This is a genomic window from Streptomyces sp. CoH27 (assembly GCF_020181035.1).
GTDB lineage: Bacteria > Actinomycetota > Actinomycetes > Streptomycetales > Streptomycetaceae > Streptomyces > Streptomyces camelliae.
In genome coordinates this window covers 31,184-54,814 of record NZ_JAIQYY010000014.1, presented here as the reverse complement: position 1 = coordinate 54,814, position 23,631 = coordinate 31,184, and the positions used below count along the sequence as shown (strand labels likewise).

At 71.0% G+C, this 23,631-nt stretch carries 21 protein-coding genes; 15 read left to right on the top strand and 6 right to left on the bottom strand.

Features of this window, described 5'->3' with window-relative positions:
• Window positions 1-283: 283 nt before the first annotated feature.
• The 4 genes from LE548_RS24305 (at window position 284) to LE548_RS24290 (ending at window position 4,275) form a co-directional block, all read left to right on the top strand.
• The gene (locus tag LE548_RS24305) at window positions 284-985 is read left to right on the top strand and encodes an LPXTG cell wall anchor domain-containing protein (protein ID WP_225099069.1); all 702 of its coding nucleotides are present in this window, start codon (window positions 284-286) and stop codon (window positions 983-985) included.
• 73 nt (window positions 986-1,058) lie between these two features.
• On the top strand, window positions 1,059-1,931 hold the full coding sequence (locus LE548_RS24300) for a hypothetical protein (protein ID WP_225099233.1): 873 nt from the start codon (window positions 1,059-1,061) through the stop codon (window positions 1,929-1,931).
• Window positions 1,928-3,010 (top strand): hypothetical protein, encoded by a 1,083-nt coding sequence (locus LE548_RS24295; protein ID WP_225099068.1) that lies wholly within the window; start codon window positions 1,928-1,930, stop codon window positions 3,008-3,010. Before LE548_RS24300 ends, LE548_RS24295 begins: the two co-directional genes overlap by 4 nt.
• On the top strand, window positions 3,007-4,275 hold the full coding sequence (locus tag LE548_RS24290) for a hypothetical protein (protein ID WP_225099067.1): 1,269 nt from the start codon (window positions 3,007-3,009) through the stop codon (window positions 4,273-4,275). Before LE548_RS24295 ends, LE548_RS24290 begins: the two co-directional genes overlap by 4 nt.
• Before the next feature lie 224 nt (window positions 4,276-4,499).
• Here LE548_RS24290 and LE548_RS24285 read toward each other — a convergent pair whose 3' ends face one another.
• The gene (locus tag LE548_RS24285) at window positions 4,500-6,005 is read right to left on the bottom strand and encodes an oligopeptide:H+ symporter (RefSeq protein WP_225099066.1); all 1,506 of its coding nucleotides are present in this window, start codon (window positions 6,003-6,005) and stop codon (window positions 4,500-4,502) included.
• Window positions 6,006-6,496: 491 nt separating this feature from the next.
• On the opposite strand from LE548_RS24285, the gene LE548_RS24280 reads away from it, so the two are divergent.
• Both LE548_RS24280 and LE548_RS24275 read left to right on the top strand, forming a co-directional pair.
• Window positions 6,497-7,174 (top strand): response regulator transcription factor, encoded by a 678-nt coding sequence (locus LE548_RS24280; RefSeq protein WP_020940464.1) that lies wholly within the window; start codon window positions 6,497-6,499, stop codon window positions 7,172-7,174.
• Between the two features lie 40 nt (window positions 7,175-7,214).
• Window positions 7,215-8,486, top strand: coding sequence for an ATP-binding protein (locus LE548_RS24275; RefSeq protein WP_225099065.1), 1,272 nt, complete (start codon window positions 7,215-7,217; stop codon window positions 8,484-8,486).
• A 32-nt stretch (window positions 8,487-8,518) separates the two neighbouring features.
• Here the strand turns inward: LE548_RS24275 and LE548_RS24270 are convergent, their stop codons facing one another.
• Window positions 8,519-9,022 (bottom strand): GtrA family protein, encoded by a 504-nt coding sequence (locus LE548_RS24270; protein WP_225099064.1) that lies wholly within the window; start codon window positions 9,020-9,022, stop codon window positions 8,519-8,521.
• A gap of 182 nt (window positions 9,023-9,204) precedes the next feature.
• On the opposite strand from LE548_RS24270, the gene LE548_RS24265 reads away from it, so the two are divergent.
• The 3 genes from LE548_RS24265 to LE548_RS24255 are packed head-to-tail and all read left to right on the top strand — an operon-like array spanning window position 9,205 to window position 12,065.
• On the top strand, window positions 9,205-10,344 hold the full coding sequence (locus tag LE548_RS24265) for a 5-(carboxyamino)imidazole ribonucleotide synthase (RefSeq protein WP_225099063.1): 1,140 nt from the start codon (window positions 9,205-9,207) through the stop codon (window positions 10,342-10,344).
• Window positions 10,341-10,874: a 5-(carboxyamino)imidazole ribonucleotide mutase gene (gene purE, locus LE548_RS24260; RefSeq protein WP_225099062.1), complete on the top strand. Its 534-nt coding sequence runs from the start codon at window positions 10,341-10,343 to the stop codon at window positions 10,872-10,874. The genes LE548_RS24265 and purE overlap by 4 nt, the downstream gene beginning before the upstream one ends.
• 6 nt (window positions 10,875-10,880) lie before the next feature.
• Window positions 10,881-12,065 (top strand): dipeptidase, encoded by a 1,185-nt coding sequence (locus tag LE548_RS24255; protein WP_225099061.1) that lies wholly within the window; start codon window positions 10,881-10,883, stop codon window positions 12,063-12,065.
• Here LE548_RS24255 and LE548_RS24250 read toward each other — a convergent pair.
• Window positions 12,008-13,153, bottom strand: coding sequence for an alkene reductase (locus tag LE548_RS24250; RefSeq protein WP_225099060.1), 1,146 nt, complete (start codon window positions 13,151-13,153; stop codon window positions 12,008-12,010). The two genes, LE548_RS24255 and LE548_RS24250, sit on opposite strands and share 58 nt — an antisense overlap.
• Window positions 13,154-13,214: 61 nt before the next feature.
• Between LE548_RS24250 and LE548_RS24245 the strand changes: the two genes are divergently transcribed.
• Both LE548_RS24245 and LE548_RS24240 read left to right on the top strand, forming a co-directional pair.
• The gene (locus LE548_RS24245; protein WP_225099059.1) at window positions 13,215-13,574 is read left to right on the top strand and encodes a MerR family transcriptional regulator; all 360 of its coding nucleotides are present in this window, start codon (window positions 13,215-13,217) and stop codon (window positions 13,572-13,574) included.
• Between the two features lie 111 nt (window positions 13,575-13,685).
• Window positions 13,686-14,795 carry a dipeptidase gene (locus LE548_RS24240; protein ID WP_225099058.1) on the top strand — a complete coding sequence of 370 codons (1,110 nt, stop codon included), beginning with the start codon at window positions 13,686-13,688 and terminating at the stop codon, window positions 14,793-14,795.
• Between the two features lie 123 nt (window positions 14,796-14,918).
• Here the strand turns inward: LE548_RS24240 and LE548_RS24235 are convergent, their stop codons facing one another.
• Entirely contained in the window at window positions 14,919-16,262 is a 1,344-nt protein-coding gene (locus tag LE548_RS24235; protein ID WP_225099057.1) for a UDP-glucose/GDP-mannose dehydrogenase family protein, read from the bottom strand.
• A 188-nt stretch (window positions 16,263-16,450) separates the two neighbouring features.
• Between LE548_RS24235 and LE548_RS24230 the strand changes: the two genes are divergently transcribed.
• From LE548_RS24230 to LE548_RS24220, 3 genes are all read left to right on the top strand, one after another.
• Window positions 16,451-17,608: an acyl-CoA dehydrogenase family protein gene (locus tag LE548_RS24230; protein ID WP_308030514.1), complete on the top strand. Its 1,158-nt coding sequence runs from the start codon at window positions 16,451-16,453 to the stop codon at window positions 17,606-17,608.
• A 242-nt stretch (window positions 17,609-17,850) separates the two neighbouring features.
• Window positions 17,851-19,440, top strand: a complete 1,590-nt coding sequence (locus tag LE548_RS24225) for a PQQ-binding-like beta-propeller repeat protein (protein ID WP_225099056.1) — start codon at window positions 17,851-17,853, stop codon at window positions 19,438-19,440.
• A 58-nt stretch (window positions 19,441-19,498) separates the two neighbouring features.
• On the top strand, window positions 19,499-19,858 hold the full coding sequence (locus LE548_RS24220) for a four-helix bundle copper-binding protein (RefSeq protein WP_225099055.1): 360 nt from the start codon (window positions 19,499-19,501) through the stop codon (window positions 19,856-19,858).
• 76 nt (window positions 19,859-19,934) lie between these two features.
• Here the strand turns inward: LE548_RS24220 and LE548_RS24215 are convergent, their stop codons facing one another.
• On the bottom strand, window positions 19,935-21,263 hold the full coding sequence (locus LE548_RS24215; protein WP_225099054.1) for an LCP family protein: 1,329 nt from the start codon (window positions 21,261-21,263) through the stop codon (window positions 19,935-19,937).
• A 119-nt stretch (window positions 21,264-21,382) separates the two neighbouring features.
• Here LE548_RS24215 and LE548_RS24210 point away from each other — a divergent pair, with 119 nt between their 5' ends.
• The gene (locus LE548_RS24210) at window positions 21,383-21,943 is read left to right on the top strand and encodes an acyl-CoA thioesterase (RefSeq protein ID WP_225099053.1); all 561 of its coding nucleotides are present in this window, start codon (window positions 21,383-21,385) and stop codon (window positions 21,941-21,943) included.
• Window positions 21,944-22,011: 68 nt separating this feature from the next.
• On the opposite strand, the gene LE548_RS24205 is transcribed toward LE548_RS24210, so the two are convergent.
• Window positions 22,012-23,403, bottom strand: coding sequence for an LCP family protein (locus LE548_RS24205; RefSeq protein ID WP_225099052.1), 1,392 nt, complete (start codon window positions 23,401-23,403; stop codon window positions 22,012-22,014).
• Window positions 23,404-23,631 lie beyond the last annotated feature (228 nt).

Genomic DNA, 23,631 nt, shown 5'->3' with positions numbered 1-23,631 from the left:
CCTGTAGTTCCTTGACCGCGGGCGCGGGCGCGGGCGCGGTTGCGGGCGCGGTTGCGGTTGCTCGCCCCCCAAGTTCTCGGCTTCGCTCCCCCAAGTTCTCGGCTTCGCTCGAACAGGGGGGACCCCCATCGCGGCGGAGCCGCATATCGATACAGCCGCGCGCCCCCTTCGGGGCGTTTGCATCGTCACCAATCCTCCTCCGCACCGTCTCTTCCTTCCTCACGCGCCCCGGCGTACCTTGACGGCTCATCTGATGAACCGTCAGGAATGGGGTGGACCGACCGTGTCGTACCCGAAACGAACCGCCGCGCTCGTGTCCGCCGCGGCCCTGGCCGGCTCGGTGGTGCTGCTGGCGGCGCCGGTGGCCCACGCCGATGTCGTCGACGTCAACTACCAGTGCAAGACCCCGATCGGGATCAAGAGCGCCGTCTCGCCCATCAACGTGACGGGCGTCAAGAGCGGCAGCGGCTACACGATCACCCTGTCCTGGCAGAAGGGTGTCTCGTCCAGCCCGGTCGAGCTGGGCAAGGGGGCGATGAGCCCGAGCGCCACCGTCAAACTGGGCGGCGCGGACAGCGGCACGCTTCCGGTCAGCGGTCCCCCCAACGCGGCCGCGATCCCCGCCAACACTCCCATCAAGATCAGTGACTTGACCGGCACCTACACGCCGAAGAACACCGGCAAGGTCACCTTCACGCCGGGCACGCTCATCATCAAGGCGCTCGATACGACGACGACGTGCACGCCGACCAACAACCCCGGGCCGGGCCTGACGCTCGACGTGACAGCGGCCGGCGGCTCGGGCTCGTCCTCCGGCGGCTCCTCGTCCAGCAACTCCTCGTCGTCCTCCGCCGCCGGGCAGCTCCCGCAGACCGGCCCCGAGGACTCGGCGGTCGCCCTCGGCACACTCGGCGCCACGGTGTTCCTCGCCGGCGCGGCCGGCACGCTGTGGCTGACCCGGCGCGGGCAGTCCGTACGCCGCTGATCCGGTCCACGACGTGCGGTCACGCTGTACGCCGCCGAACCCCTGGCCACCGCTGGAGCCGCCCATGCCGCCCATGCCGTCCGCCGCCCGTGTCCTGCCCGTCGCCCTGTGCCTGCTGTCCGTCGTGCTGGGTGCGGCACCTCATGCCGCTGCCGCGGCGGACACCGGCTGGTCTGTCGCGCCCGTGGGCGGTGGCCGGCCGTCGTTCTACGCCGAGGGCCCGCCCGGTACGGTTCTCCAGGACGCGGTGTCCGTCACCAACTCCGGGCGCGCACCGCTCGTCGTACGGCTCTCCGGCACCGGCCCACGGACCGTGTTCGTCCGACGGTCGCTGAGCATCCCCGCCCGCACCCGCGCCGAGGTGCCCTTCACGCTCACCGTGCCGGCCGGGGCCGCACCCGGCGTCCGCTCCGGCGCCGTCGTCGTACGGGACGCGCACGGGCGTACGGCGACCGTGCCGGTCCGGCTCCGCGTCGGCGGCCCGGCGCTCGCCGCGCTGACCGTCGAGCACCTCGCCGTACACGCCGACAGCATCACGTACGACCTGGTCAACCGGGGTACGACCATCCTCGTACCGAGGCTCGCGGTGCGCGCGGACGGCGTGCTCGGCCGGGTTCTGGACCGCGCCCCGCGCATCCTCCCGGTCCGGCTGCGCCCCGGTGCGCGCGTGCGGCTCGGCGAGCCCTGGCCTGACCGGCCCGCGCTGGACGCCGTCGACGTGACGCTGACGGTCACCGCACCGGGCGGAGCGCACGACACGGCGACCGCGTCGGCCCGGTTCGTGCCGTGGGCGTCGGCGGCGGAGGCGGGCGGCGCGGCGCTGGCGGCTGCGGGCGCGGTGCTCGCCGTACGCCGGCGGCGGGGTCGTACACCGCACGACGTCTCGCCGGGGCCGGCCGAAACTCCGTGTTCCGGCGCGGAATTGACGGGGGGCGTGTCGAGGTGAGGCTTCCGCGGCTGTCCGTGTGCGCGACCGTGCTCGCGCTGCTCCTGCTTCCCCTCGCCCTCCCCCTGGCCGGCCCGGCGAACGCGGCGGACGGCCCCGCGGTGAACCTGTCCGCGACCCAGGCCGGCACCGGCGGCTCGGTCACCGTCAGCGGGACCGGCTGGCGGCCGCGCACGCTGCTGATGCTGCTGGTGTGCGGCCGGGCCACACCGGCCCGGGGTGTGATCGGCGGCACCAACTCCTGTGCCAACGGCGACGGCAGGGCCGTGACCACGGACGCCCAGGGTGCCTTCAGCAAGCAGGTCCCGGTCGCCGAACCGCCCGTGCCCTGCCCCTGCGTGGTCCACGTGGCCACCGTCACCGGGGCGCAGGCGGAGGCGGACGCCGTGCTGGAGGTCGCCGGGCATCCGGTCGCCCCGCTGCCCGCCGACCGGTCCGGCGGGCGCCTCGCGATCCTGTCCGACACCCGGCTGACCGGTTCGAGCGGGCTGCTGACCTGGTTCGGGGCGCCGCCGAGCCGCAGCCTGGTCCTCACCATCGGCAACACCGGCACGAGCACGATCAAGGACCCGGTGTTCCAGGTCGGTTCCGCGCACGGCGTGTTCGCCCCGCAGTGGGACGACCGGCAGTGGCAGGGCACCCTGGCGCCCGGCAGGAAGGCGCAGGTCGAGCTGCCGGTCGAGCTGTCGGCCGGGGCCCACGGGGACTACACCGTGTCCCTGAAGTACGACGGCAAGGTGCTCGCCGAGCAGCCGTGGGGCGTGGCCCGGCCCTGGGGCGTGACCCTCTTCTGGATCCTGCTCTGCCTGGTCGTGCCGGCCGCGCTGTTCCGTATCGGCATGGCCGTCGTGGACCGGGTCCGGCCGCGCCGTCCGGGTGCCGCCCGCCGCACCGGCCCCCTGCGCCTGCCCCGGCTGCCCCGTCCCCGCGGCCGTACTCCCGAACCGACCCCCTCGACCCCGACCCTGCCGTGGTTCACCCCGGACTCCGTCCCGGGCGGCCCGGCCGGCCGGCTCTCCGCACCGCACACCGACAGCCCGACGAGTCCCACGACTCCCACCCCGAAAGGACCGACGTGAGCATCCGAAGGAGAGGTACGGCCGCGGGCGCCGCGCTGGCGCTGAGCGGTGCGGGCGTCCTGCTGGGCCTCGGCGCGACCCCGGCGCAGGCGGCCGAGGTGGCGTACGCCACCCACTGTGTGCCGCCCGCGGGGATCAGTCCCGTCGACGGCACCACGAAGGTCGAGATCGATGCGCCCGCCACCGCGAAGGTCGGCGACACGGTCGACGTCGTCTGGAAGTTCGCGCAGGCCGCGTCCAAGAATCCGGACATCATCGACCTGCCCGCGAACTCGGTCCAGCCGTCCGGGGTGCTGAAGGCGGCCGGCGCGCAGATCGCCGACATCGCGATGCAGGGGGCGCGGCAGAACCCGGCGATCCCCAAGGGCGGCGACATGGTGCTGTCCGACATGAAGGGCAGCCTGAAGCTGACGACGGCCGGCGAGGTGACGCTGACGCCGGACGCGTACACGGTCAACGCGATGTCCACCGACACCAAGTGCACCCCGAAGGAGACCGTCCAGAAGGCGGCGACGATCCAGGTCACGGGCGGCGGTACGGCCAGTACGACACCGACCCCCAGCCAGTCGGCGACCCCGACCCGGTCGGCCACCCCCACCGCCTCGGCCACGGCCACCGGCGGCAGCGGCGGTCAGAGCGACTTCACGGGCAAGGAGGTGCAGATCCCGTACGCCTGCAAGACCCCGATCGGCGACAAGAACGCGACCTCGCCGGTGCAGATCAACGCGAAGAAGAGCGGCGGGGACTTCGGCCTCACCGTGCAGTTCAAGAAGTCCGTCATGAACAGCCCCGCCGACATCCCGGCGAACTCGGTGAAGCCGTCCATGGAGGTGGTGCTGGGCGGCGCCGACAAGGGCACGGTGCATGTGGAGGGGCCCACCAACGCCCAGCCCATCAAGTCCGGCGACCCGATCACCATCCCGGACCTCACCGGCACCTACAAGCCCGGCGCGAGCGGCTCCTCGACGCTGTCGCCCGGCGTGCTGACGGTCAAGGCGCTCGGTACGACCACGACGTGCACACCGACGAAGACGGAGGTCTCCCTCACCCTGGACACGAGCGGGCAGCCGGGCGGCGCGTCCGGTGGAACGTCCACCTCCGGCGGTTCGACCGGCGGCAGCAGCAGCGGCTCGGGCTCCGGCGGCCTCGCCGAGACGGGCGCGAGCGACCACGGCGCCCTGAAGGCCCTTGGCCTGGTGGCGGGCACGGCGATCCTGCTGGGGGCAGCTGTGTTCACGTTCATGCCACGGCGAAGGGCGCGATAGCCGACCCGAGGGGCGTGGGGCCGTATCGACATGCGGCTCCGCCGCGATGGGGGTCCCCCGGTTCGAGCGAAGCCGGGAACTGGGGGAGCGGCCAGCCACGGACGGCCGTCAGCCGCCGACGCGCAACGGCCGCTACGGTGCTCGGCGCTTGCCCGCACACACAGAGGGCCATCACATCCCCGAGGATGCGATGGCCCTCTGTCGGCCAAGCCCAGCGGCAGCGACTAGTGCACGTCGCCCATCAGCTTGTTGACCTTCTTGCGGTACATCCACACCGCGACACCGGCGACCACGGCGAGGACGGCCTCCAGGGCGACGAAGCCCTGCTTGTCGAGGTTGACGCCGGCGATGGCCGGGTTCGACACCAGCGCGGTGATCGAGTCGCCCGCGGTGACCGCGAGGAACCAGACGCCCATCATCTGGGAGGCGTACTTCTTCGGCGCCATCTTCGTCGTCACGGACAGACCCACCGGAGACAGTGTCAGCTCACCGACGGTCTGCACGAAGTAGATCGCGACCAGCCACATCGCCGCTGCCTTGTGACCGCCGTCGGCGATCGACAGCGGGGCGAGGAAGAGGAAGAAGGACGCGCCGATCAGCACGAGGCCGGAGGCGAACTTCACGATCGTGCTCGGCTCCTTGCCGCGCCGGTTCAGCCACAGCCACAGCCAGGCGAAGACGGGCGCCAGCGCCATGATCATGACCGGGTTGACCGACTGGTACCAGGAGACCGGGAAGTTCCAGCCGAGGATCGAGTTCTTGGCGCTGCTGTCGGCGAACAGCGACAGGGTCGAACCGCCCTGGTCGTAGATCATCCAGAAGACGGCGGCGGCGACGAAGAACCAGATGTACGCCGACACCTTCGACTTCTCGTCCGCGGCCAGGTCCTTGTCCCGGCGGATGCGGGCGATGACCAGGATCGGCACGATCAGGCCGATGAGGGTGAGCGGGATCAGCGCCCAGTTCAGGGTGAAGTGGCCGGTGCCGCCGACGACGCCGTAGAACACGGCGGCGATGGCGAGCCAGATCAGGCCCTTGCGCAGGGTGGCGGACTTCTCCGCGGGGGTCAGCGGGGTCGGGACCTCGCTGCTCTTCGCGCTCAGGTGGCGGCCGCCGAGCAGGTACTGGGCCAGACCCAGCGCCATGCCGAGCGCTGCCAGCGCGAAGCCCAGGTGCCAGTTGACGTTCTCACCGACGGTGCCGATGACCAGCGGCGCGGCGAAGGCGCCGAGGTTGATGCCGATGTAGAAGAGGGTGAAGCCACCGTCCCGGCGCGGGTCGTCCGGGCCCTTGTAGAGGTGGCCGACCATCGTGGAGATGTTGGCCTTCAGCAGACCCGAGCCGATGGCGACGAGACCCAGGCCGACGAAGAAGCTCGCGGCGACGGGCAGGGCCAGGCACAGGTGGCCGAGCATGATGATGATGCCCGCGACGGCGACCGTCTTGCGGGGGCCGAGGAATCGGTCCGCGACCCAGCCGCCCGGCAGGGCGAGCAGGTACACGAGCGACACGTACACCGAGTAGATCGCGGTCGCCGTGCCCGCGCTCAGGTGCAGGCCGCCCGGGGCCACCAGGTACAGCGGGAGCAGGGCCCTCATGCCGTAGTAGGAGAACCGCTCCCACATCTCGGTCATGAAGAGAGTGGCCAGGCCGCGGGGGTGGCCGAAGAAGGTCTTCTCGGTGCCGGGGGTGCCCGGACGGACCGAGTCCTTCGTCAGGCTGGACGCCATGGTCGTTCCTTGCTGGTCGGGACGCGCGTAGAGCGCTGCGCGCCCGGTGGGGGTGCGGCCGGCACCGGCGGGGTCGGCCGTCCACCCCCACGCCCGAGGGGAGTCCGCATCCGGATCACGGAGCGGGGGACGGCGACCACCGGGATCCACGCCCCGACGCGACGATGCGTCCGGAGCCCGGCCAGAGGTCATTCCTTTCAAGGCTGATCTTGATCAGCCCATACACAAAAGAGACCTTCAGCGTCAGATGCCCGCCAAAGGTCCCCTGGTGTACTACAGGCGTTCACGTCACTGTACGGCAGGACACTGCCGGATATGGAAGGACTTGAGACGCGGATCACAGGTGTCGGGGGAACCGCAGGACCGGTTTCGAAGGTCTCCCCTACGATCGCATCTCCGGACCGATGGTTCATACCAGCAGTTCAGCAAGGTAAGAGTTCCTGGAGGCGATCACACCCCAGCAGTGTGTGTGGGCGGTCTACCATCACTCCATGACCCGTGTACTGCTCGCCGAGGACGACGCGTCCATCTCGGAGCCACTGGCCCGCGCCCTGCGCCGCGAAGGTTACGAGGTCGAGGTGCGCGAGGACGGACCCACCGCGCTCGACGCCGGCATGCAGGGCGGCGTCGATCTGGTCGTACTGGACCTGGGGCTGCCCGGCATGGACGGCCTGGAGGTCGCCCGCCGGCTGCGGGCCGACGGCCACACCGTGCCGATCCTCATCCTGACCGCGCGGGCCGACGAGGTGGACACCGTCGTCGGTCTGGACGCGGGCGCCGACGACTACGTCACCAAGCCGTTCCGGCTCGCCGAACTGCTCGCCCGGGTGCGGGCCCTGCTGCGGCGCGGTGCCGCCGAGCCCCAGCAGCCGCCGGCCACCCACGGCGTGCGGATCGACGTCGAGTCGCACCGCGCGTGGATGGGTGACGAGGAACTCCAGCTCACCGCCAAGGAGTTCGACCTGCTGCGGGTTCTGGTGCGGGACGCCGGCCGGGTCGTGACGCGCGACCAGCTGATGCGCGAGGTCTGGGACACCACGTGGTGGTCGTCCACCAAGACCCTCGACATGCACATCTCCTGGCTGCGCAAGAAGCTCGGCGACGACGCGGCGAACCCCCGCTACATCGCCACCGTACGAGGCGTGGGCTTCCGCTTCGAAAAGAGCTGAGCCCCTCCCGGGGGCCGGCGATCACCGCAGGTAACGGAACATGCGCCGACGTCTCATCCAGTCCACCCTCGCCGTCGTCCTCGTGGTGATCGCCGTCTTCGGGGTCTCCCTGGTGATCGTCGAGACCCGGACGATCAGCAACAGCGCGCAGGAGCGGGTGGACTCCGAGGCGCTGCGGCTCGCCAGCATCGTGGACAGCCGGATCCTGGCCGCGGAGAACGTCAACGCGAGCGCGTTGCGCAACCCGGTCAGCAAGGACCAGTACGCGGTCATCCGCCTGCCCGGACAGGCGCCGATCGAGATCGGCACCAAGCCGCAGGGTGATGTGATTCACGCCACCCAGCAGGGCGAGGAGGGCGAGACGGTCACCGTGCAGGAGCCGCGCTCCTCGGTGACCCGGGAGGTCGGCCGGACCCTGCTGATCATCGGGCTGGTGGCGCTGCTCGCGGTGGTCGCCGCCGTCCTGCTCGCCATCCGGCAGGCCAACAAGCTCTCCAGCCCGCTGACCGACCTCGCCGAGACCGCCGAGCGCCTCGGCTCCGGCGACCCGCGCCCGCGGCACAAGCGGTACGGCGTCCCCGAGCTGGACCGGGTCGCCGATGTGCTGGACGCCTCCGCCGAGCGGATCGGGCGGATGCTGACGGCCGAGCGGCGCCTGGCCGCCGACGCCTCCCACCAGCTGCGCACCCCGCTGACCGCGCTGTCGATGCGCCTGGAGGAAATCACCCTCACGGATGACCCGGACATCGTGAAGGAAGAGGCGAACGTCGCGCTGACCCAGGTGGAGCGGCTCACGGACGTGGTCGAGCGGCTGCTGACGAACTCCCGCGACCCGCGCACCGGCTCCGCCGTCACCTTCGACCTGGACGAGGTCATCCAGCAGCAGCTCGCCGAGTGGCGGCCCGCCTACCGCAGTGCCGGCCGGGCCATCGTCAGCTCGGGCAAGCGGCATCTGCAGGCCGTCGGCACGCCGGGCGCGGTCGCGCAGGTGCTGGCCGCGCTGATCGAGAACTCGCTCATGCACGGTGGCGGCACGGTCGCGCTGCGTACCCGGGTCACCGGCAACCAGGCCGTGGTCGAGGTCACCGACGAGGGCCCCGGCGTCCCGGCCGACCTCGGCGCGCGCATCTTCGAGCGCACGATCAGCGGCCGCAACTCCACGGGCATCGGCCTGGCCGTCGCCCGCGACCTCGCGGAGGCCGACGGCGGCCGCCTGGAGCTCCTCCAGGCCCAGCCCCCGGTCTTCGGACTGTTCCTGTCCCGCACCCCACCGGCCCGGAAAACAGCGGAGGACCGGCCGACGGTCCGTTGAGATCCGTGCGGCCGGTCCTGCCGGTGGTGCGACTACGGAACGCGCTGCGTCTTGGGCTCTGTCGTGTGCGGCCTGCTGGACTCGGCCGCCAGGATCGACTCCGCCTCCTGCGCCGGCTCCACCCGGAACACCCAGGTGCGGTACGACCAGAAGCGGAACAGGGTCGCGACACCGATGCCCACGAACTTGAAGACGTTGCTCTGCAGCGGGCTGTCCCAGCCGAAGCCGTAGGTCGCCAGGTAGAGCACGCCGTTCTCGATCACGAGACCGATGGCGCTGAAGAACAGGAAGAGCGTCAGCTCCTTGGTGCGCCCGCTCTTCTCACGGTCCCGGTACGTCCAGTAACGGAAACCGATGTAGTTGAACGCGATGGCGACCACGGTGGCGATGATGCTCGCCCGCACCACCTGCAGGTGGGAGGCGTTGCGCACCAGGTTGAAGACGCCGAGATTGACAAAGATGCCCGCGACGCCGACGGTGCCGAACTTGGCCACCTCGCGCACGAGTCGTTGCAGCCCCGAGGAACGAGGTTCCATGACTGGGCAGCTCCCGTCGGTAGGTTTCGTCAGCCCGCCCATGCTAACCACCCGAATCGCCCTATGCCTGTGGAGGGGGCCACAGCTCGGCAACAGTCCGGAAAGAGGCCGGGAAGCCGGCGGTAAGAGGCCGTACGAGGGACGCGATCCGGCTGCCTCGGCGTGGCCGATACGCTATAGGCGTGACGTTCCCGGTAGTCGGCATGGTCGGCGGGGGGCAGCTCGCGCGTATGACGCACGAGGCGGGCATCCCGTTGGGCATCAGGTTCAAGCTTCTCAGTGACACCCCTCAGGATTCCGCGGCGCAGGTCGTGAGCGATGTCGTCATCGGCGACTACCGCGATCTGGACACGCTGCGTGACTTCGCGCGCGGGTGCGATGTGATCACCTTCGATCACGAACACGTGCCCACCGAGCACCTCAGGGCCCTGGAGGCGGACGGCATCCCCGTGCGCCCGGGGCCCGACGCGCTGGTGCACGCCCAGGACAAGGGGGTGATGCGCGCGAAGCTCGACGCGATCGGCGTCCCGTGCCCGCGGCACCGCATCGTCGCCGACCCGGAGGACGTCGTCCGGTTCGCGGCGGAGGGCGACGGTTTCCCGGTCGTCCTGAAGACCGTCCGCGGCGGCTACGACGGCAAGGGCGTATGGGTCGTGGAGTCCGCCGAGGAGGCCATGGACCCGTTCCGGGCCGGCGTCCCGGTCCTCGCCGAGGAGAAGGTCGACTACGTCCGCGAGCTGGCCGCCAATGTCGTACGGTCCCCGCACGGCCAGGCCGTCGCCTACCCGGTGGTCGAGTCCCAGCAGGTGAACGGCGTCTGCGACACCGTGATCGCGCCCGCCCCCGACCTGCCCGAGGCCCTCGCCCTGCAGGCGGAGGAGATGGCGCTGCGGATCGCCAAGGAACTCGGCGTCGTCGGGCATCTCGCGGTGGAGCTGTTCCAGACCCGCGACGGCCGCATCCTCGTCAACGAGCTCGCGATGCGCCCGCACAACTCCGGCCACTGGTCCCAGGACGGCGCGATCACCTCGCAGTTCGCCAACCACGTCCGCGCCGTCCTCGACCTCCCGCTCGGCGACCCCCGGCCGCGCGCGAAGTGGACGGTCATGGTCAACGTCCTGGGCGGCGACTACCCGGACATGTACTCCGCGTACTTGCACTGCATGGCCCGCGACCCGAAGCTCAAGATCCACATGTATGGCAAGGACGTGAAGCCCGGCCGCAAGGTCGGACACGTCAACACCTACGGCGACGACCTGGACGACGTGCTGGAGCGCGCCCGTCACGCTGCCGCCTACCTGAGAGGCACGATCACCGAATGAGCACCGCTGCCGGCCCCGTCGTGGGCATCGTCATGGGGTCGGACTCCGACTGGCCCGTCATGGAGGCCGCCGCCAAGGCGCTGGACGAGTTCGAGATCGCCTACGAGGTCGACGTCGTCTCCGCGCACCGCATGCCCCGCGAGATGATCACGTACGGTGAGCAGGCCGCCGACCGCGGTCTGAAGGTCGTCATCGCCGGTGCGGGCGGCGCCGCCCACCTGCCCGGCATGCTCGCCTCGGTCACCCCGCTCCCGGTGATCGGCGTCCCGGTCCCGCTGAAGTACCTCGACGGCATGGACTCGCTGCTGTCCATCGTGCAGATGCCGGCCGGCGTCCCGGTCGCCACCGTCTCCGTCGCCGGTGCCCGCAACGCGGGCCTTCTCGCGGCCCGGATCCTGGCCACGCACGACGAGGACCTGCTGCACAAGATGCGCGACTTCCAGCAGGACCTGAACGACCAGGCCACCGAGAAGGGCAAGCGGCTGCGCTCCAAGGTCGAGGGGTCGAGCGGCTTCGGCTTCGGGAAGTAAGACGCAATGACCTCACTGGACGAAGCACGGTCCCTGCTGCGCGAGTTCCCGGTCGTCGACGGCCACAACGACCTGCCGTGGGCGCTGCGCGAGCAGGTCCGCTACGACCTCGCCGCCCGCGACATCGCCGTACACCAGAACGAACACCTGCACACCGACATCCCGCGGCTGCGCGAGGGCGGGGTCGGTGCGCAGTACTGGTCGGTGTACGTGCGCTCGGACCTGCCCGGGGCGGCGGTGGCGACGCTCGAACAGATCGACTGCGTACGGCAGTTGATCGCCCGGCACCCCACCGATCTCCAGGCCGCGCGGACGGCCGCCGACATGGAGGCGGCGCGCGCGGACGGCCGTATCGCCTCCCTCATGGGCGCGGAGGGCGGGCACTCGATCGAGAACTCCCTCGGCACCCTGCGCGGTCTGTACGAGCTGGGCGTGCGCTACATGACGCTCACCCACAACGACAACAACGACTGGGCGGACTCCGCGACCGACGAGCCCAAAGTCGGCGGTCTGTCGGCGTTCGGCCGCGAGGTCGTCCGGGAGATGAACCGCCTCGGCATGCTCGTCGACCTGTCCCATGTGGCGACCACGACGATGCGGGCCGCGCTGGACACCTCGTCCGCGCCGGTGATCTTCTCGCACTCCTCCGCGCGGGCCGTGTGCGACCACCCCCGCAACGTCCCCGACGACGTCCTGGAGCGGCTGCCCGCCAACGGCGGCATGGCGATGGTGACGTTCGTGCCGAAGTTCGTGCTCCAGGCGGCCGTGGACTGGACGCTGGCGGCCGACGAGAACATGCGCGCTCACGGACTGCACCACCTCGACACCAGCCCGAGGGCGATGGAGATCCACCGCGCCTTCGAGGAGCGCCACCCGCGCCCCATCGCCACGGTGGCCACGGTCGCGGACCACCTGGACCACATGCGCGAGGTGGCCGGCATCGACCACCTGGGCATCGGCGGCGACTACGACGGCACCGCGTTCACCCCGGACGGCCTGAACGACGTCTCCGGCTACCCGAACCTGCTCGCCGAGCTGCTGGAGCGCGGCTGGTCCAAGGCCGACCTGGCCAAGCTGACCTGGAAGAACGCGGTGCGGGTGCTGGGCGCGGCGGAGGACGTGGCCCGCGAGATTCAGGCGACGCGGGCGCCCTCCAACGCCACGATCGAGTCGCTCGACGGCGACGCCTGACCGTCCAGGGCGGGGTAGTCGTTGTACCCGGCGGCCCCGCCCACGTACATGAAATACCGGTCCCGGACCGGGTTGAGAGGCGCGCCGGTGCGCAGCCGCTCGACCAGGTCCGGGTTGGCGAGGAAGGGCCGGCCGAGCGCGACCAGGTCGGCGCCGGCGGCCAGCATCGCGCGGGCGGCCCGGGTGACGGCCTCGGTGGTGAGGCCGGTCAGGTCCGGGTTGCCGATCAGGACACCGGGCCAGTCGGCGCGGATCCGCCGGTACCAGCCGGCCTCCGGGTCGGAGCGCACCAGGTGCAGATAGGCGAGGTCCAGCCCCTTCAGCCGGTCCAGGAGGGCCGCGTAGAGACCGTCGGTGTCGTCCTCGCGGACGCCGTTGACGGTGGAGGCGGGGGAGATCCGGATGCCCACCCGGTCCGCGCCGATCGCATCGGCCACCGCCTCGGTCACCTCGGACGCGAACCGCACCCGCCGCTCCACCGAGCCGCCGTAGGCGTCGGTGCGGCGGTTGGTGTTGTCCGCGAGGAACTGGTGCAGCAGCATCCCGTTGGCCGAGTGCACCTCCACGCCCTCGAAGCCCGCGTCGACGGCCCGGCGCGCGGCGGCCGCGAAGTCGGCGACCGTGGCGCGGATGTCGTCCGCCGTCATCTCCCGGGGTACGGCAGCCGGCCGGTGGCCGCCGCGCGTGAAGATCGTCTCCGGCAGCGGTACGGCGGAGGGGGCTACTGGGGTCAGCCCGGTGGTCGCCGGGTGGCTCACCCGGCCGCCGTGCTGGAGCTGGAGGAACATCCGCCCGCCGCCCGCCCGCACCGCGTCGGTGACCCGCCGCCAGCCCTCTTGATGCCGGTCGGTGTGGATCGCGGTGATGTCCGGGTACGTCTGCCCGACCGGGTTCGGCGTCGAGCCCTCGGCGATGATCAGCCCGGCCGAGGCCCGCTGGGCGTAGTGCGTGACCATCAGGTCGGTGGGGGTGCCGTCGGCCGCCGCGCGGTTGCGGGTGAGCGGCGCCATCACGAGGTGGTGGGGGAGGGCCAGCCGGCCGAGCCGGGCGGGGGCGAGGAAGTCCGTGGAGTCCGTTGTCTGCGTCATGCCGGCACGGTAGAACTTGACACCGATGTGAGATTCAAGCCCTCTTCCGGCGGAGGCGGACATGCGGATCGGCGAACTGGCCCGGCGCACCGGGGCGAGCGAGCGGTCGCTGCGCTACTACGAGACCCAGGGGCTGCTCCTCGCCGGGCGCACCCCCGGCGGCCATCGCGACTACCCCGAGCCGGCCGTCGACCGGGTCATCAGGATCCAGGAACTGTACGCGGCCGGGCTGCACAGCGAGAAGATCCGGCAGCTGCTGCCCTGCATGCGCGACCAGGACGGCGGGCCCTCCGCGATCGCCACGCCGAAGCTGGTCGCCGACCTGAGCGCCGAGCGGGACCGCATCGACCGCATGATCGCCGACCTGGTGCGCTCCCGGGAGACGCTCGACGAGGTGATCCGGGCGGCCCGCGACACCTGACCTGCCGTACCCCCGAACGCCCCACTCACCAGGAAGCCTCCCCGCCCTCCGTGCGACCGTGGCCACTACGCCCCACCACGACGTAGCTCACGACGACGTACGGAGCCCGCCATGGCCGACCTCCAGCACGACATCTCCACGACCGGCGAGGTCGGCGTGGACGGCGGCCTGCCGGACGACCCTTTCAGCAAGGAGCCGCACACTTCTGACGGCGGACTCCTGGCCCAGGCCCATGCCCTGCTCGCCGATCACCCGGTCGCCGACGGCTACAGCGGCCTGCCCTGGGCACTGCGCCATCTGCCCTGGTACGACCTGGAGCTGGGCGAGGCCGCCGTCGACACCGATGTGCCCCGGATGCGCGAGGGACATGTGGGGGTGCTGTTCTGGTCGCTGCACCTGCCCGAGGACGCCGACGGACGGCGGGCGACGGCGGCGACCCTGGAGCAGCTGGACCAGGTCCGCGCGGTGATCGAGACGCATCCGGAGGGGCTGCGTCTGGTGCGCACCGCCGGGCAGATCATCGACGCCCGCAACTGCGGCCGGGTCGCCGTGGTGCCGGGCCCCGCGCACGCCGCCGCACTCGACGACTCCCTCGGCATCCTGCGCATCCTGCACGCCCTCGGCCTGCGCGTCCTCACCCTGTCGGGGACGGCGTGGGCGGGCGCGGACGGGCTGTCGCGCTTCGGCGAGGAGGTGGTCCGCGAGCTCAACCGGCTCGGTGTGCTGGCCGACGTCTCCGGTGCCTCCGCCGCCACCGCCGAACGCGCCCTCGCCCTGTCCAAGACACCCGTGCTGTGCACCCGCTCCGCCGCCCGCGCGCTGCGCCCGCACCCGGCCAACCTGCCCGACGAGCTGCTCACGGCGCTGGGCGAGGCGAAGGGGCTGTGCATGGTGCCGCTGACCGCCGAGCAGACCGGGCCGACGGTCCGGGACGTCGCCGACCACCTCGACCACGTCCGCGACGTGGCCGGCCCGGAGTGCGTCGGCCTGTCCGGCACCTACGACTCCGGCGCCGTCCACCCCCGCGACCTCGCCGACGCCTCCCGCTACCCCCACCTGATCGCCGAACTCCTCCGCCGCGGCTGGTCCGAGGCCGAGCTGTCCCTGCTGACCTGGGGAAACGTCCAACGGGTGCTGCGCAGCGCGGACTTCACGGCCCGCGCGGCCCAGCACCGCAGGGAGGCGCCGCACGCGAGGATCACGGAGCTGGACAACTCCTGACCGGTCCCAGGGCGCGTGCGACACCGGGAGTTCACCGGCCAGGTATGTGTCCGGTGGTGCAGAATGCGGAAAGACGCCGGTTCGGCCGACTGAGCCTCGGCCGAACCGGCGTCACCCGGTGGTCTACGCGGTCGGCCGGCCCATCGCGCGGTACGTCCAGCCCGCGCGGCGCCACAGCTCCGGGTCCAGGGCGTTGCGGCCGTCCAGGACCAGACGGGTCGACGCGACCTTGCCGAGCGTCACCGGGTCCAGCTCGCGGAACTCGCGCCACTCGGTCAGATGCAGCACGGCGTCGGCGCCCCGCACGGCCTCCAGCGCCGAGCGGGCGTAGCCGAGGGTCGGGAAGACCTTGCGGGCGTTGTCCATGCCCTTCGGGTCGTACACGGTCACCTGGCCGCCCTGGAGGTGGATCTGCCCGGCCACGTTCAGTGCGGGCGAGTCACGGACGTCGTCCGAGTCGGGTTTGAAGGTGGCGCCGAGCACCGCGACGCGCTTGCCGAGGAAGGAGCCGCCGCCCAGCGCCTCCCGGGCCATCTCGACCATCTGACCGCGCCGGCGCATGTTGATGGAGTCGATCTCGCGCAGGAAGGTCAGCGCCTGGTCGGCGCCCAGCTCACCGGCGCGGGCCATGAACGCCCGGATGTCCTTGGGCAGACACCCGCCGCCGAAGCCGATCCCGGCGCGCAGGAACTTCCGCCCGATCCGGTCGTCGTACCCGATGGCCTCGGCGAGCTGCACCACGTCACCGCCGGCGGCCTCGCACACCTCGGCCATCGCGTTGATGAAGGAGATCTTGGTCGCGAGGAAGGAGTTCGCCGCCGTCTTCACCAGCTCCGCGGTCGGGAAGTCGGTCACGACGAACGGCGTGCCCTCGCCGACCGGGGTCGCGTACACCTCGCGCAGCAGCTTCTCGGCGCGCTCGCCGCGCACGCCCACCACGATCCGGTCCGGGTGCAGGGTGTCCTCGACGGCGAAGCCCTCGCGCAGGAACTCCGGATTCCAGGCCAGCTCCGCCTCCGCGCCCGCCGGTGCGTTCTCGGCCAGGTAAGCGGCCAGCCGCGCGGCGGAGCCGACGGGCACGGTCGACTTGCCGACGACCAGGGCCGGACGGTGCAGATGCGGGGCGAGAGAGGCGATGGCGGAGTCGACGTACGACATGTCGCAGGCGTACTCGCCGTGCTTCTGCGGCGTGTTGACGCACACGAAGTGGACGTCGCCGAAGGCCCCGATCTCGGCCCAGTCCGTGGTGAACCGCAGCCGCCCGGTCGACCCCTCGAACCCCGCGACATGCTTGCGCAGCAGCTCTTCCAGCCCCGGCTCGTACATCGGGGTCTCGCCGCGCTCCAGCATGGCGATCTTCTCGGGGACGACGTCGAGCCCGAGCACCTCGAAGCCGAGTTCGGCCATGGCCGCGGCGTGCGTGGCGCCGAGGTAGCCGGTGCCGATCACGGTGATCTTCAGGCTCATGGGGTGCGCTCCAGCTCGGACTCGGGTGCGTCGGTGATGCGGCCCCTGAGCATAGTCGGGCGCTTCGCCGGGCAGCTTCACCGCTGTCGTGTAGCTCACGTAGGCGTCATGCGGACGGACCTCTAAAATTTGAGTTACTTAACGGTAATTAGCGTCAGTATCACTGCGTCTTTGGAGCGTGAGAGACCGTGGCCGGATCGGCTGACTTCGACCTGTACCGCCCGTCCGAGGAGCACGACATGCTCCGCGACGCCGTCCGCTCCCTGGTCGAGGCGAAGATCGCGCCGTACGCCGCGGCGGTGGACGAGGAGGCCCGCTTCCCGCAGGAGGCCCTCGACGCCCTCGTCGCCAACGACCTGCACGCCGTGCACGTCCCCGAGGAGTACGGCGGCGCCGGCGCCGACGCGCTCGCCACGGTCATCGTGATCGAGGAGGTGGCCCGCGCCTGCGTGTCCTCCTCCCTCATCCCGGCCGTGAACAAGCTCGGCTCCCTCCCGGTGATCCTCTCCGGCGGCGAGGAGCTGAAGAAGAAGTACCTGACCCCGCTCGCCAAGGGCGACGCGATGTTCTCGTACTGCCTCTCCGAGCCGGAGGCGGGCTCGGACGCGGGCGGCATGAAGACCAAGGCCGTGCGCGACGGCGACCACTGGGTGCTCAACGGCGTCAAGCGCTGGATCACGAACGCGGGCGTGTCGGAGTACTACACGGTCATGGCGGTGACGGACCCGGAGAAGCGCACCAAGGGCATCTCGGCGTTCGTCGTCGAGAAGTCGGACGAGGGCGTCTCCTTCGGCGCCCCGGAGAAGAAGCTCGGCATCAAGGGCTCCCCGACCCGCGAGGTCTACTTCGACAACGTCCGCATCCCCGCCGACCGCATGATCGGCGAGGAGGGCACCGGCTTCGCCACCGCCATGAAGACCCTGGACCACACCCGCATCACCATCGCCGCCCAGGCGCTCGGTGTCGCGCAGGGCGCCTTCGACTACGCCAAGGGCTACGTCCAGGAGCGCAAGCAGTTCGGCAAGGCGATCGCCGACTTCCAGGGTATCCAGTTCATGCTCGCCGACATGTCCATGAAGATCTCGGCGGCCCGCGCCCTCACCTACCAGGCCGCCGCCGCCTCCGAGCGCGGCGACGCCGACCTCACCTACCTGGGCGCCGCCGCCAAGTGCTTCGCCTCGGACGTGGCCATGGAGGTCACGACGGACGCCGTCCAGCTGCTGGGCGGCTACGGCTACACCCGTGACTACCCGGTGGAGCGCATGATGCGCGACGCCAAGATCACGCAAATATACGAGGGCACCAACCAGGTGCAGCGCATCGTCATGGCCCGCAACCTGCCGTAACGGCAAGGGAGTTCACGGCTCTTGGGAAGGCGCCCTGCGGGGCGCCTTCCGGCTTTCACCGCTCAGCGACTCGTCCGGCGGTAGCCGTGGGCCGCCTGGGGCGGATTGCTCACCCGCTCGCCTGATCTGCGCGGCATGGGTGGGCGGCGCGGTCAGTCTGCGCGGTACTGGTTGATCGCGACCTGCCGGGTCGTGGCGCTGCCCTTCCCGGCTTGCCCCCTCGCCGACGTGGAGTGTGCTTCATGCGTACCTTCTCCAGGCTCAGACGGACCGCCGTCGCGGTGGGCGTGGTGAGCGCCGTGCTCGGTGCGGCGGTCCCGCCCGCCGTCGCGAGTGCGACGGCCGCCCTGTCGCCCCACCCCGTGCCGCACACCGAATGGCCCTCAGCGGGCCAGAACATCCACGACACCCGGAACGCCGCCGATGAGCACATCCTGACCACGCGGAACGTGAAGAACCTGAAGCCGCGTTGGATCTACACCGCGGCGGGCAGCGTTTCGGCGACGCCGACCGTGGCCCACGGGGTGGTGTACGTGCCGGACTGGGGCGGACAGCTGTCGGCGGTGAACACGGCCACCGGGAAGGCGTTGTGGTCGAAGCCGATCAGCACGTACAGCGGTGTCCCCGGGGACATCTCGCGGACCAGCCCCGCGTACGCGGACGGCAGGCTGGTGTTCGGTGACGGGTGGCTGTACTCCTCCACCAGGGCGGGTGCCTCCGTCATGGGCGCCGACGCCGCGACCGGCGCGCCGCTGTGGCGCACCAAGGTGGACGACAACCCCTACGCGATCATCACCGGTTCGCCGGTGATCGACCGCGGCGTCGCCTACGTGGGAGTGTCTTCCGTGTCCGAGGTCCATCAAGGGCCGTACACCTTCCGCGGCAGCGTTGTCGCACTCAGCGTGGCCACCGGAAAGGTGCTGTGGAGGACTCGCACCGTTCCGCTCGGCTACACGGGTGGTTCGGTGTGGTCCAGCACCCCGGTGGTGGACCACGAGACCGGACTGCTGTACGTGGACACCGGCAACAACTACTCCGTGCCGCCCGGCGTCTGCACAAGGCCGTTCCAGACCGGGTGCACCCCGCCGTCGCCGGACGACCACATCGACTCGATTCTGGCCCTGCGCCTGAAGACCGGCCGGATCGCCTGGTCCCGCTCCAGCCTGAGTGCCGACTCCTGGACGTTCCCGCACCCGGAAGGACCGGACTACGACTTCGGCTCAGGACCGAACCTCTACACCACGAAGGTCAAGGGCAAGCGCACCCGGCTGCTCGGCGCCGGGCAGAAGAGCGGCGTGTACTGGGCGGTGGATCCGGCCACCGGCAAGGTCGTGTGGCAGACGCAGGTCGGTCCGGGCGGCATCATCGGCGGCATCGAGTTCGGCACCGCGGTGGACGGCAAGCGTGTGTACGCGGCAATCACCAACTCCGAGCACGTGCCCACCACCATCACCTCGGTCACCGGCCAGAAGTCGACCGTCACCAGCGGGTTCTTCGCCGCGCTCGACGCCTCCACCGGGAAGATCCGCTGGCAGACCGCGGACCCCAAGGGGGATTCGATTCTGGACCTGGGCCCCGTCTCCAGCGCCAACGGCGTGGTCTATGCCGGCTCCACGTCCGGAGACATGTACGCACTGGACGGCGCCACCGGGACCGTCAAGTGGAGCTTCGCCAGCGGTGCGCCGGTGGCCGGCGGCGCCGCCATCGTGGGCGGTTCGGTCTACTGGGGGTCCGGCTATTACGTGCCCGGTACCACCAACAACAAGCTCTACGCCTTCTCTCTGCCCGGCTCCATCCGACCGGTCGGTCACATGCGGGACCCCGCCCCCTGACATAGGACGGAAGCACGCGGGGACCCGTCGAGCATCCCCCCTTCCCCCAGGAGGAGCCATGGCCCAGCCCACGATGACACCCATGACCCAGCAGATGCAGGACTGCGTCGACGCCTGCATGACCGCGCACAGCATGTGCGAGGAGACCATGAGTTCCTGCATGCAGATGGGCGGTCAGGCCCAGATGCAGATCATGCGGGCGCTCATGGACTGCTCCGAGACCACTCGGATGTGCGCCGACATGATGATGCGCCGCTCGCCCATGTCGGGCGAGATGTGCGCGATGTGCGCCACGGCGTGCGACATGTGCGTCGAGGCGTGTATGCGGATGCCGGACGACCCGCAGATGAAGCGGTGCGCGGACGCGTGTCGCCGCGCGTCGGAGATGTGCCGCGCCATGGCGGGCGCCGGCATGTGAGCCCCGGACCCGCCTGAAATGCGTCGAGGGCACCCGCACGGAAACGGGTGCCCTCGGCCCTCGTACGACGACCGGCTCAGTTGCCGGAGACGGTGACCTTCTGGTCGTTGTTCAGCTCGTCCACCAGGGTCTTGACCTTCGCCTTGTCCCAGACGAGGTTGCCGCCGACGGAGCCGGAGATCGGCATGTTCAGCGACGTGCCGCCGCCGCCCTGGACGCCCTTCATCGCCCAGAACATCGAGGCCAGGTCCCACAGGGACATGTCCTTGTCGACGATCAGGGAGTCCAGACCCGCGCCCATCACCGGGTAGAACGTGAAGGGGTTCAGGACCGTCGACGGGGTGGCCACCTGGTGGGCCAGTGCCGACAGGAACTTCTGCTGGTTCTTGGTGCGCTGCAGGTCGGACGCGGCGAAGGCGTGCCGGGTGCGGACGAAGGCGAGGGCCTGCGCGCCGTTCAGCGTCTGCTTGCCCGCCTTGAAGTTCGCGCCGGACCACTTGTCCGAGAAGCCCTTGTCGATGTTGATCTCGACACCGCCGACCGCGTCCACGATGTTCGCGAAGCCCTGGAAGCCGATCTCCACGTAGTGGTCGATGTGCAGACCGGTGTTGGCCTCGATCGTGCGCACCAGCAGCGTCGGTCCGTCCTCGGCATAGGTCGCGTTGAGCTTCTCCTGCCGGCCCCTGGCGGGATAGACCTTCCCGGACGTCGAGCCCTTGTACGACGGCACGGTCACGTTCGAGTCGCGGGGCAGCGAGACCAGCGTGTCCCCGTTGTCGCCGACGTGCAGGATCATCATCGAGTCCGTGCGCTTGCCCTCGGCGGAGCCGGTGTGCAGCTTCTGCTCGTCCGCCTTGGACATGCCCTCGCGGCTGTCCGAGCCGACGATCAGGTAGTTCGTGCCCGAGCCCGACGCCGGGCGGTCGATCACCTGGGACAGATCGACCTCGCGGCGCAGCTTGGAGTCGGCCCAGAAGTAGGTCGCGACCGAGGTGATGACGATCACGCTCGCCAGCGTGATCGCGGTCCACTTGATCCGCCGCCGCCAGTTCGGACGCGGCCGGTACCGGTCGAGCTCCGGGTCCGGGTCGTTGTCGTTGGGTACGAAGCCGCCGCCGCGCCGGCCGCCGCCGTAGACCTGCCCGGTGTTGTAGCCGCTGTCGTAGCCGGCCCCCTCGTCGTGTCCCTGCCCGTCCACGTACGACGGCTGCTGCGGGACACCGGCCCCGTACGGCGGCGCCGCCGGGCCGGGGTCGCCGTACGCCGAGCGCTGCCCGGGCGGTACCGCCGGGCCACGCCGCACCTGACGCATCACCTGGGCGCCGTCCGGCTGCGCGCCGGCACTCCCGCGTCCGTAGCGGGGTCCGCGGTTGTCGTCGGACCATCCCTCGGGCCAGTCATTCATGCGCCCCAGTGTGCAGGGCGCCGCCATGTGGCTTACAAGGGATGTCGGAAAATCAGGGCGGCGCTGTTGCGAAGCTGACACAAATTCCGCGAAAGTCACATCGGCATAAGGTGGAGGGCATGACAGACCAGGCCACGGGCGCGGAACCGGACATGGAAGTGGACATTCCGGGTAAGCCGACGTCCGCCTCGCGCACCACCCTCAGCCACATCATGACCCACAACGACACCAACCTCCTGGGCACGGTGCACGGCGGGGTGATCATGAAGCTGGTCGACGACGCGGCGGGCGCGGTGGCCGGCCGCCACTCCGGCGGTCCCGCCGTCACCGCGTCCATGGACGAGATGGCCTTCCTGGAGCCGGTCCGCGTCGGCGACCTGGTCCATGTGAAGGCCCAGGTGAACTGGACCGGCCGCACCTCCATGGAGGTCGGTGTCCGCGTCCTCGCCGAACGCTGGAACGAGTCCGCCCCGCCCACCCAGGTCGGCTCGGCCTACCTGGTCTTCGCGGCCGTCGACGCCGACGGCAAGCCACGCCGCGTCCCGCCGGTGCTCCCGGAGACCGACCGGGACCGGCGGCGGTACCAGGAGGCGCAGATCCGCCGTACTCACCGGCTGGCGCGGCGGCGGGCGATCAGGGAGCTGCGGGAGCAGAGGGCGGCCGAAGGGTTCGAGGACTAGCACTCCAGCCGACGGGCACTCCAGCCGACCGGCACCCCAGTCACCGGGCGGCCGGCGCCTCCAGGGTGCTAACACACCACCTCGTTGCCGCGCACCGGCGCCGGCTGGGGCTGGCCCGGATCCTCGAACCGAACCCTGTGCACGTCCTTGAAGTCCGCCCCGGCCGTCACCCTCAGCAGCTGCCCCTGGCCGGGAACGGCCCGCAGCTCGGACCCGGGCAGCGCGGCGGCCAGCGCCCGCGCTGACTTGTCGAACCGGGGGTCGTAGGAGATCACGGTGTGCGGCACATGAGATGCGGCCGTCGTCGGCCGGTGCGTCGTCGCGAACCCCGCCCCCGCCAGCGCGGCGTCCACCCGCCTGGCCAGCCCGGAGGTCCCCGCGCCGTTCTCCACCTGGACGCGGACCTGCCCCGGATCCACCTCCACCGGGGTCGCCGGCGCCGGCGGGGCCGACGCCGGGCCGGTGTGATGCTGGGGCGAGGGCTGGTCCTTGGTGAGCGGTTTGTCGTCACGCAGGGACGCGAACAGCTGGTCCGCCTTCGCCGGGTCCCACTTCAGGGTCGAGCCGAGGCCCTTGACGTCGTAGTTCAGCTGCCCGATGGGCACCGTGGTGAACTCGGACGAGGAGGGCGAGAAGTCCCGCATGGCCCGGCCGAGGTCGAGCAGCTCGTCGGTGCCGAAACCCTCGTCGGCGCGGACCGAACCGAGCACCGCCCGGGTCACGTCCCGGAACCGCATCGGGTTCAGCAGCACCCCGGAGGAGGCGGTCTTCTCGATCAGCGCGGCCAGGAACCTCTGCTGCCGCTTCATCCGCCCCAGGTCGCTCGTGCCGTCGACGTGCCGGGCGCGTACGTACTGCAGCGCCTGCCCGCCCGTGAGGCTGTGCGTGCCGGGTGTGAGGTCGAGGCCGCTGTACGCGTCCTTCAGCGGGTTCGGCGTGCAGATCTTCACTCCGCCGAGGACGTCCACGGTCTTCATGAAGCTCCTGAAGTCGACCTCCAGATAGTGGTCGATCTTCACATGGGTCATGTTCTCGACCGTGCGGATGGTCAGCTGGGGGCCGCCCTCGGCGTACGCGGCGTTCAGCCTGATGGCGTGTGCCGGGTGCTGCTGCCCGGTGGCCGGGTCGGTCCGCGCGGGTACCTCGGCGTAGGAGTCGCGCGGCAGGCTCACCACGGTGGCCCGATCCCGGTTCTCCGAGATGTGCACGATCATCATCGTGTCCGTGCAGTGACAGGCCGCCCCGCCCAGCCGGAACGCGCGCCGCTCCTGCTCGGTGATCCGGTCGCGGCCGTCGGTGCCGACCAGCAGCACGTTCATGCCGTGACCCGCCCGGGGCCGGTTCTTCATGTCCTTGAACGCGTCGACCCGGGCGATGCCCGCGTCCAGGCTGCTGATCACCGCGTGCCCGATCCCGGCCGAGGCGAGCACCACCACGGACAGGGTGGACACCGCCCGCATGGCCCAGCGCGGCCGACGCGGTCCGCGAACGGAGCGCACGGGCCGCTCGGGCGGGCGCGGCACACGGCGGGGCGGCTGTGGTCGGCGCTGCGGACGCGCGGGGGACCGGGGCGGGCTGGCCAAGGGGGACACCTCCGGACGAGGCCGTACGTGGGATCCGTGAGCACGGTAGGCCGATACGATCTCCAGCCCGGTCCCACACCCCGGTGACGCGCACCGGTGTCCCCC

Bases quoted from the DNA above. Each gene is read 5' to 3' on its own strand.
- LE548_RS24300 (WP_225099233.1), top strand. From the start codon at position 1,059: ATGCCGTCCGCCGCCCGTGTCCTGCCCGTCGCCCTGTGCCTGCTGTCC.
- LE548_RS24285 (WP_225099066.1), bottom strand. From the start codon at position 6,005: ATGGCGTCCAGCCTGACGAAGGACTCGGTCCGTCCGGGCACCCCCGGC.
- LE548_RS24280 (WP_020940464.1), top strand. From the start codon at position 6,497: ATGACCCGTGTACTGCTCGCCGAGGACGACGCGTCCATCTCGGAGCCA.
- LE548_RS24275 (WP_225099065.1), top strand. From the start codon at position 7,215: ATGCGCCGACGTCTCATCCAGTCCACCCTCGCCGTCGTCCTCGTGGTG.
- LE548_RS24270 (WP_225099064.1), bottom strand. From the start codon at position 9,022: ATGGAACCTCGTTCCTCGGGGCTGCAACGACTCGTGCGCGAGGTGGCC.
- purE (WP_225099062.1), top strand. From the start codon at position 10,341: ATGAGCACCGCTGCCGGCCCCGTCGTGGGCATCGTCATGGGGTCGGAC.
- LE548_RS24255 (WP_225099061.1), top strand. From the start codon at position 10,881: ATGACCTCACTGGACGAAGCACGGTCCCTGCTGCGCGAGTTCCCGGTC.
- LE548_RS24250 (WP_225099060.1), bottom strand. From the start codon at position 13,153: ATGACGCAGACAACGGACTCCACGGACTTCCTCGCCCCCGCCCGGCTC.
- LE548_RS24245 (WP_225099059.1), top strand. From the start codon at position 13,215: ATGCGGATCGGCGAACTGGCCCGGCGCACCGGGGCGAGCGAGCGGTCG.
- LE548_RS24240 (WP_225099058.1), top strand. From the start codon at position 13,686: ATGGCCGACCTCCAGCACGACATCTCCACGACCGGCGAGGTCGGCGTG.
- LE548_RS24235 (WP_225099057.1), bottom strand. From the start codon at position 16,262: ATGAGCCTGAAGATCACCGTGATCGGCACCGGCTACCTCGGCGCCACG.
- LE548_RS24225 (WP_225099056.1), top strand. From the start codon at position 17,851: ATGCGTACCTTCTCCAGGCTCAGACGGACCGCCGTCGCGGTGGGCGTG.
- LE548_RS24220 (WP_225099055.1), top strand. From the start codon at position 19,499: ATGGCCCAGCCCACGATGACACCCATGACCCAGCAGATGCAGGACTGC.
- LE548_RS24215 (WP_225099054.1), bottom strand. From the start codon at position 21,263: ATGAATGACTGGCCCGAGGGATGGTCCGACGACAACCGCGGACCCCGC.
- LE548_RS24210 (WP_225099053.1), top strand. From the start codon at position 21,383: ATGACAGACCAGGCCACGGGCGCGGAACCGGACATGGAAGTGGACATT.
- LE548_RS24205 (WP_225099052.1), bottom strand. From the start codon at position 23,403: ATGCGGGCGGTGTCCACCCTGTCCGTGGTGGTGCTCGCCTCGGCCGGG.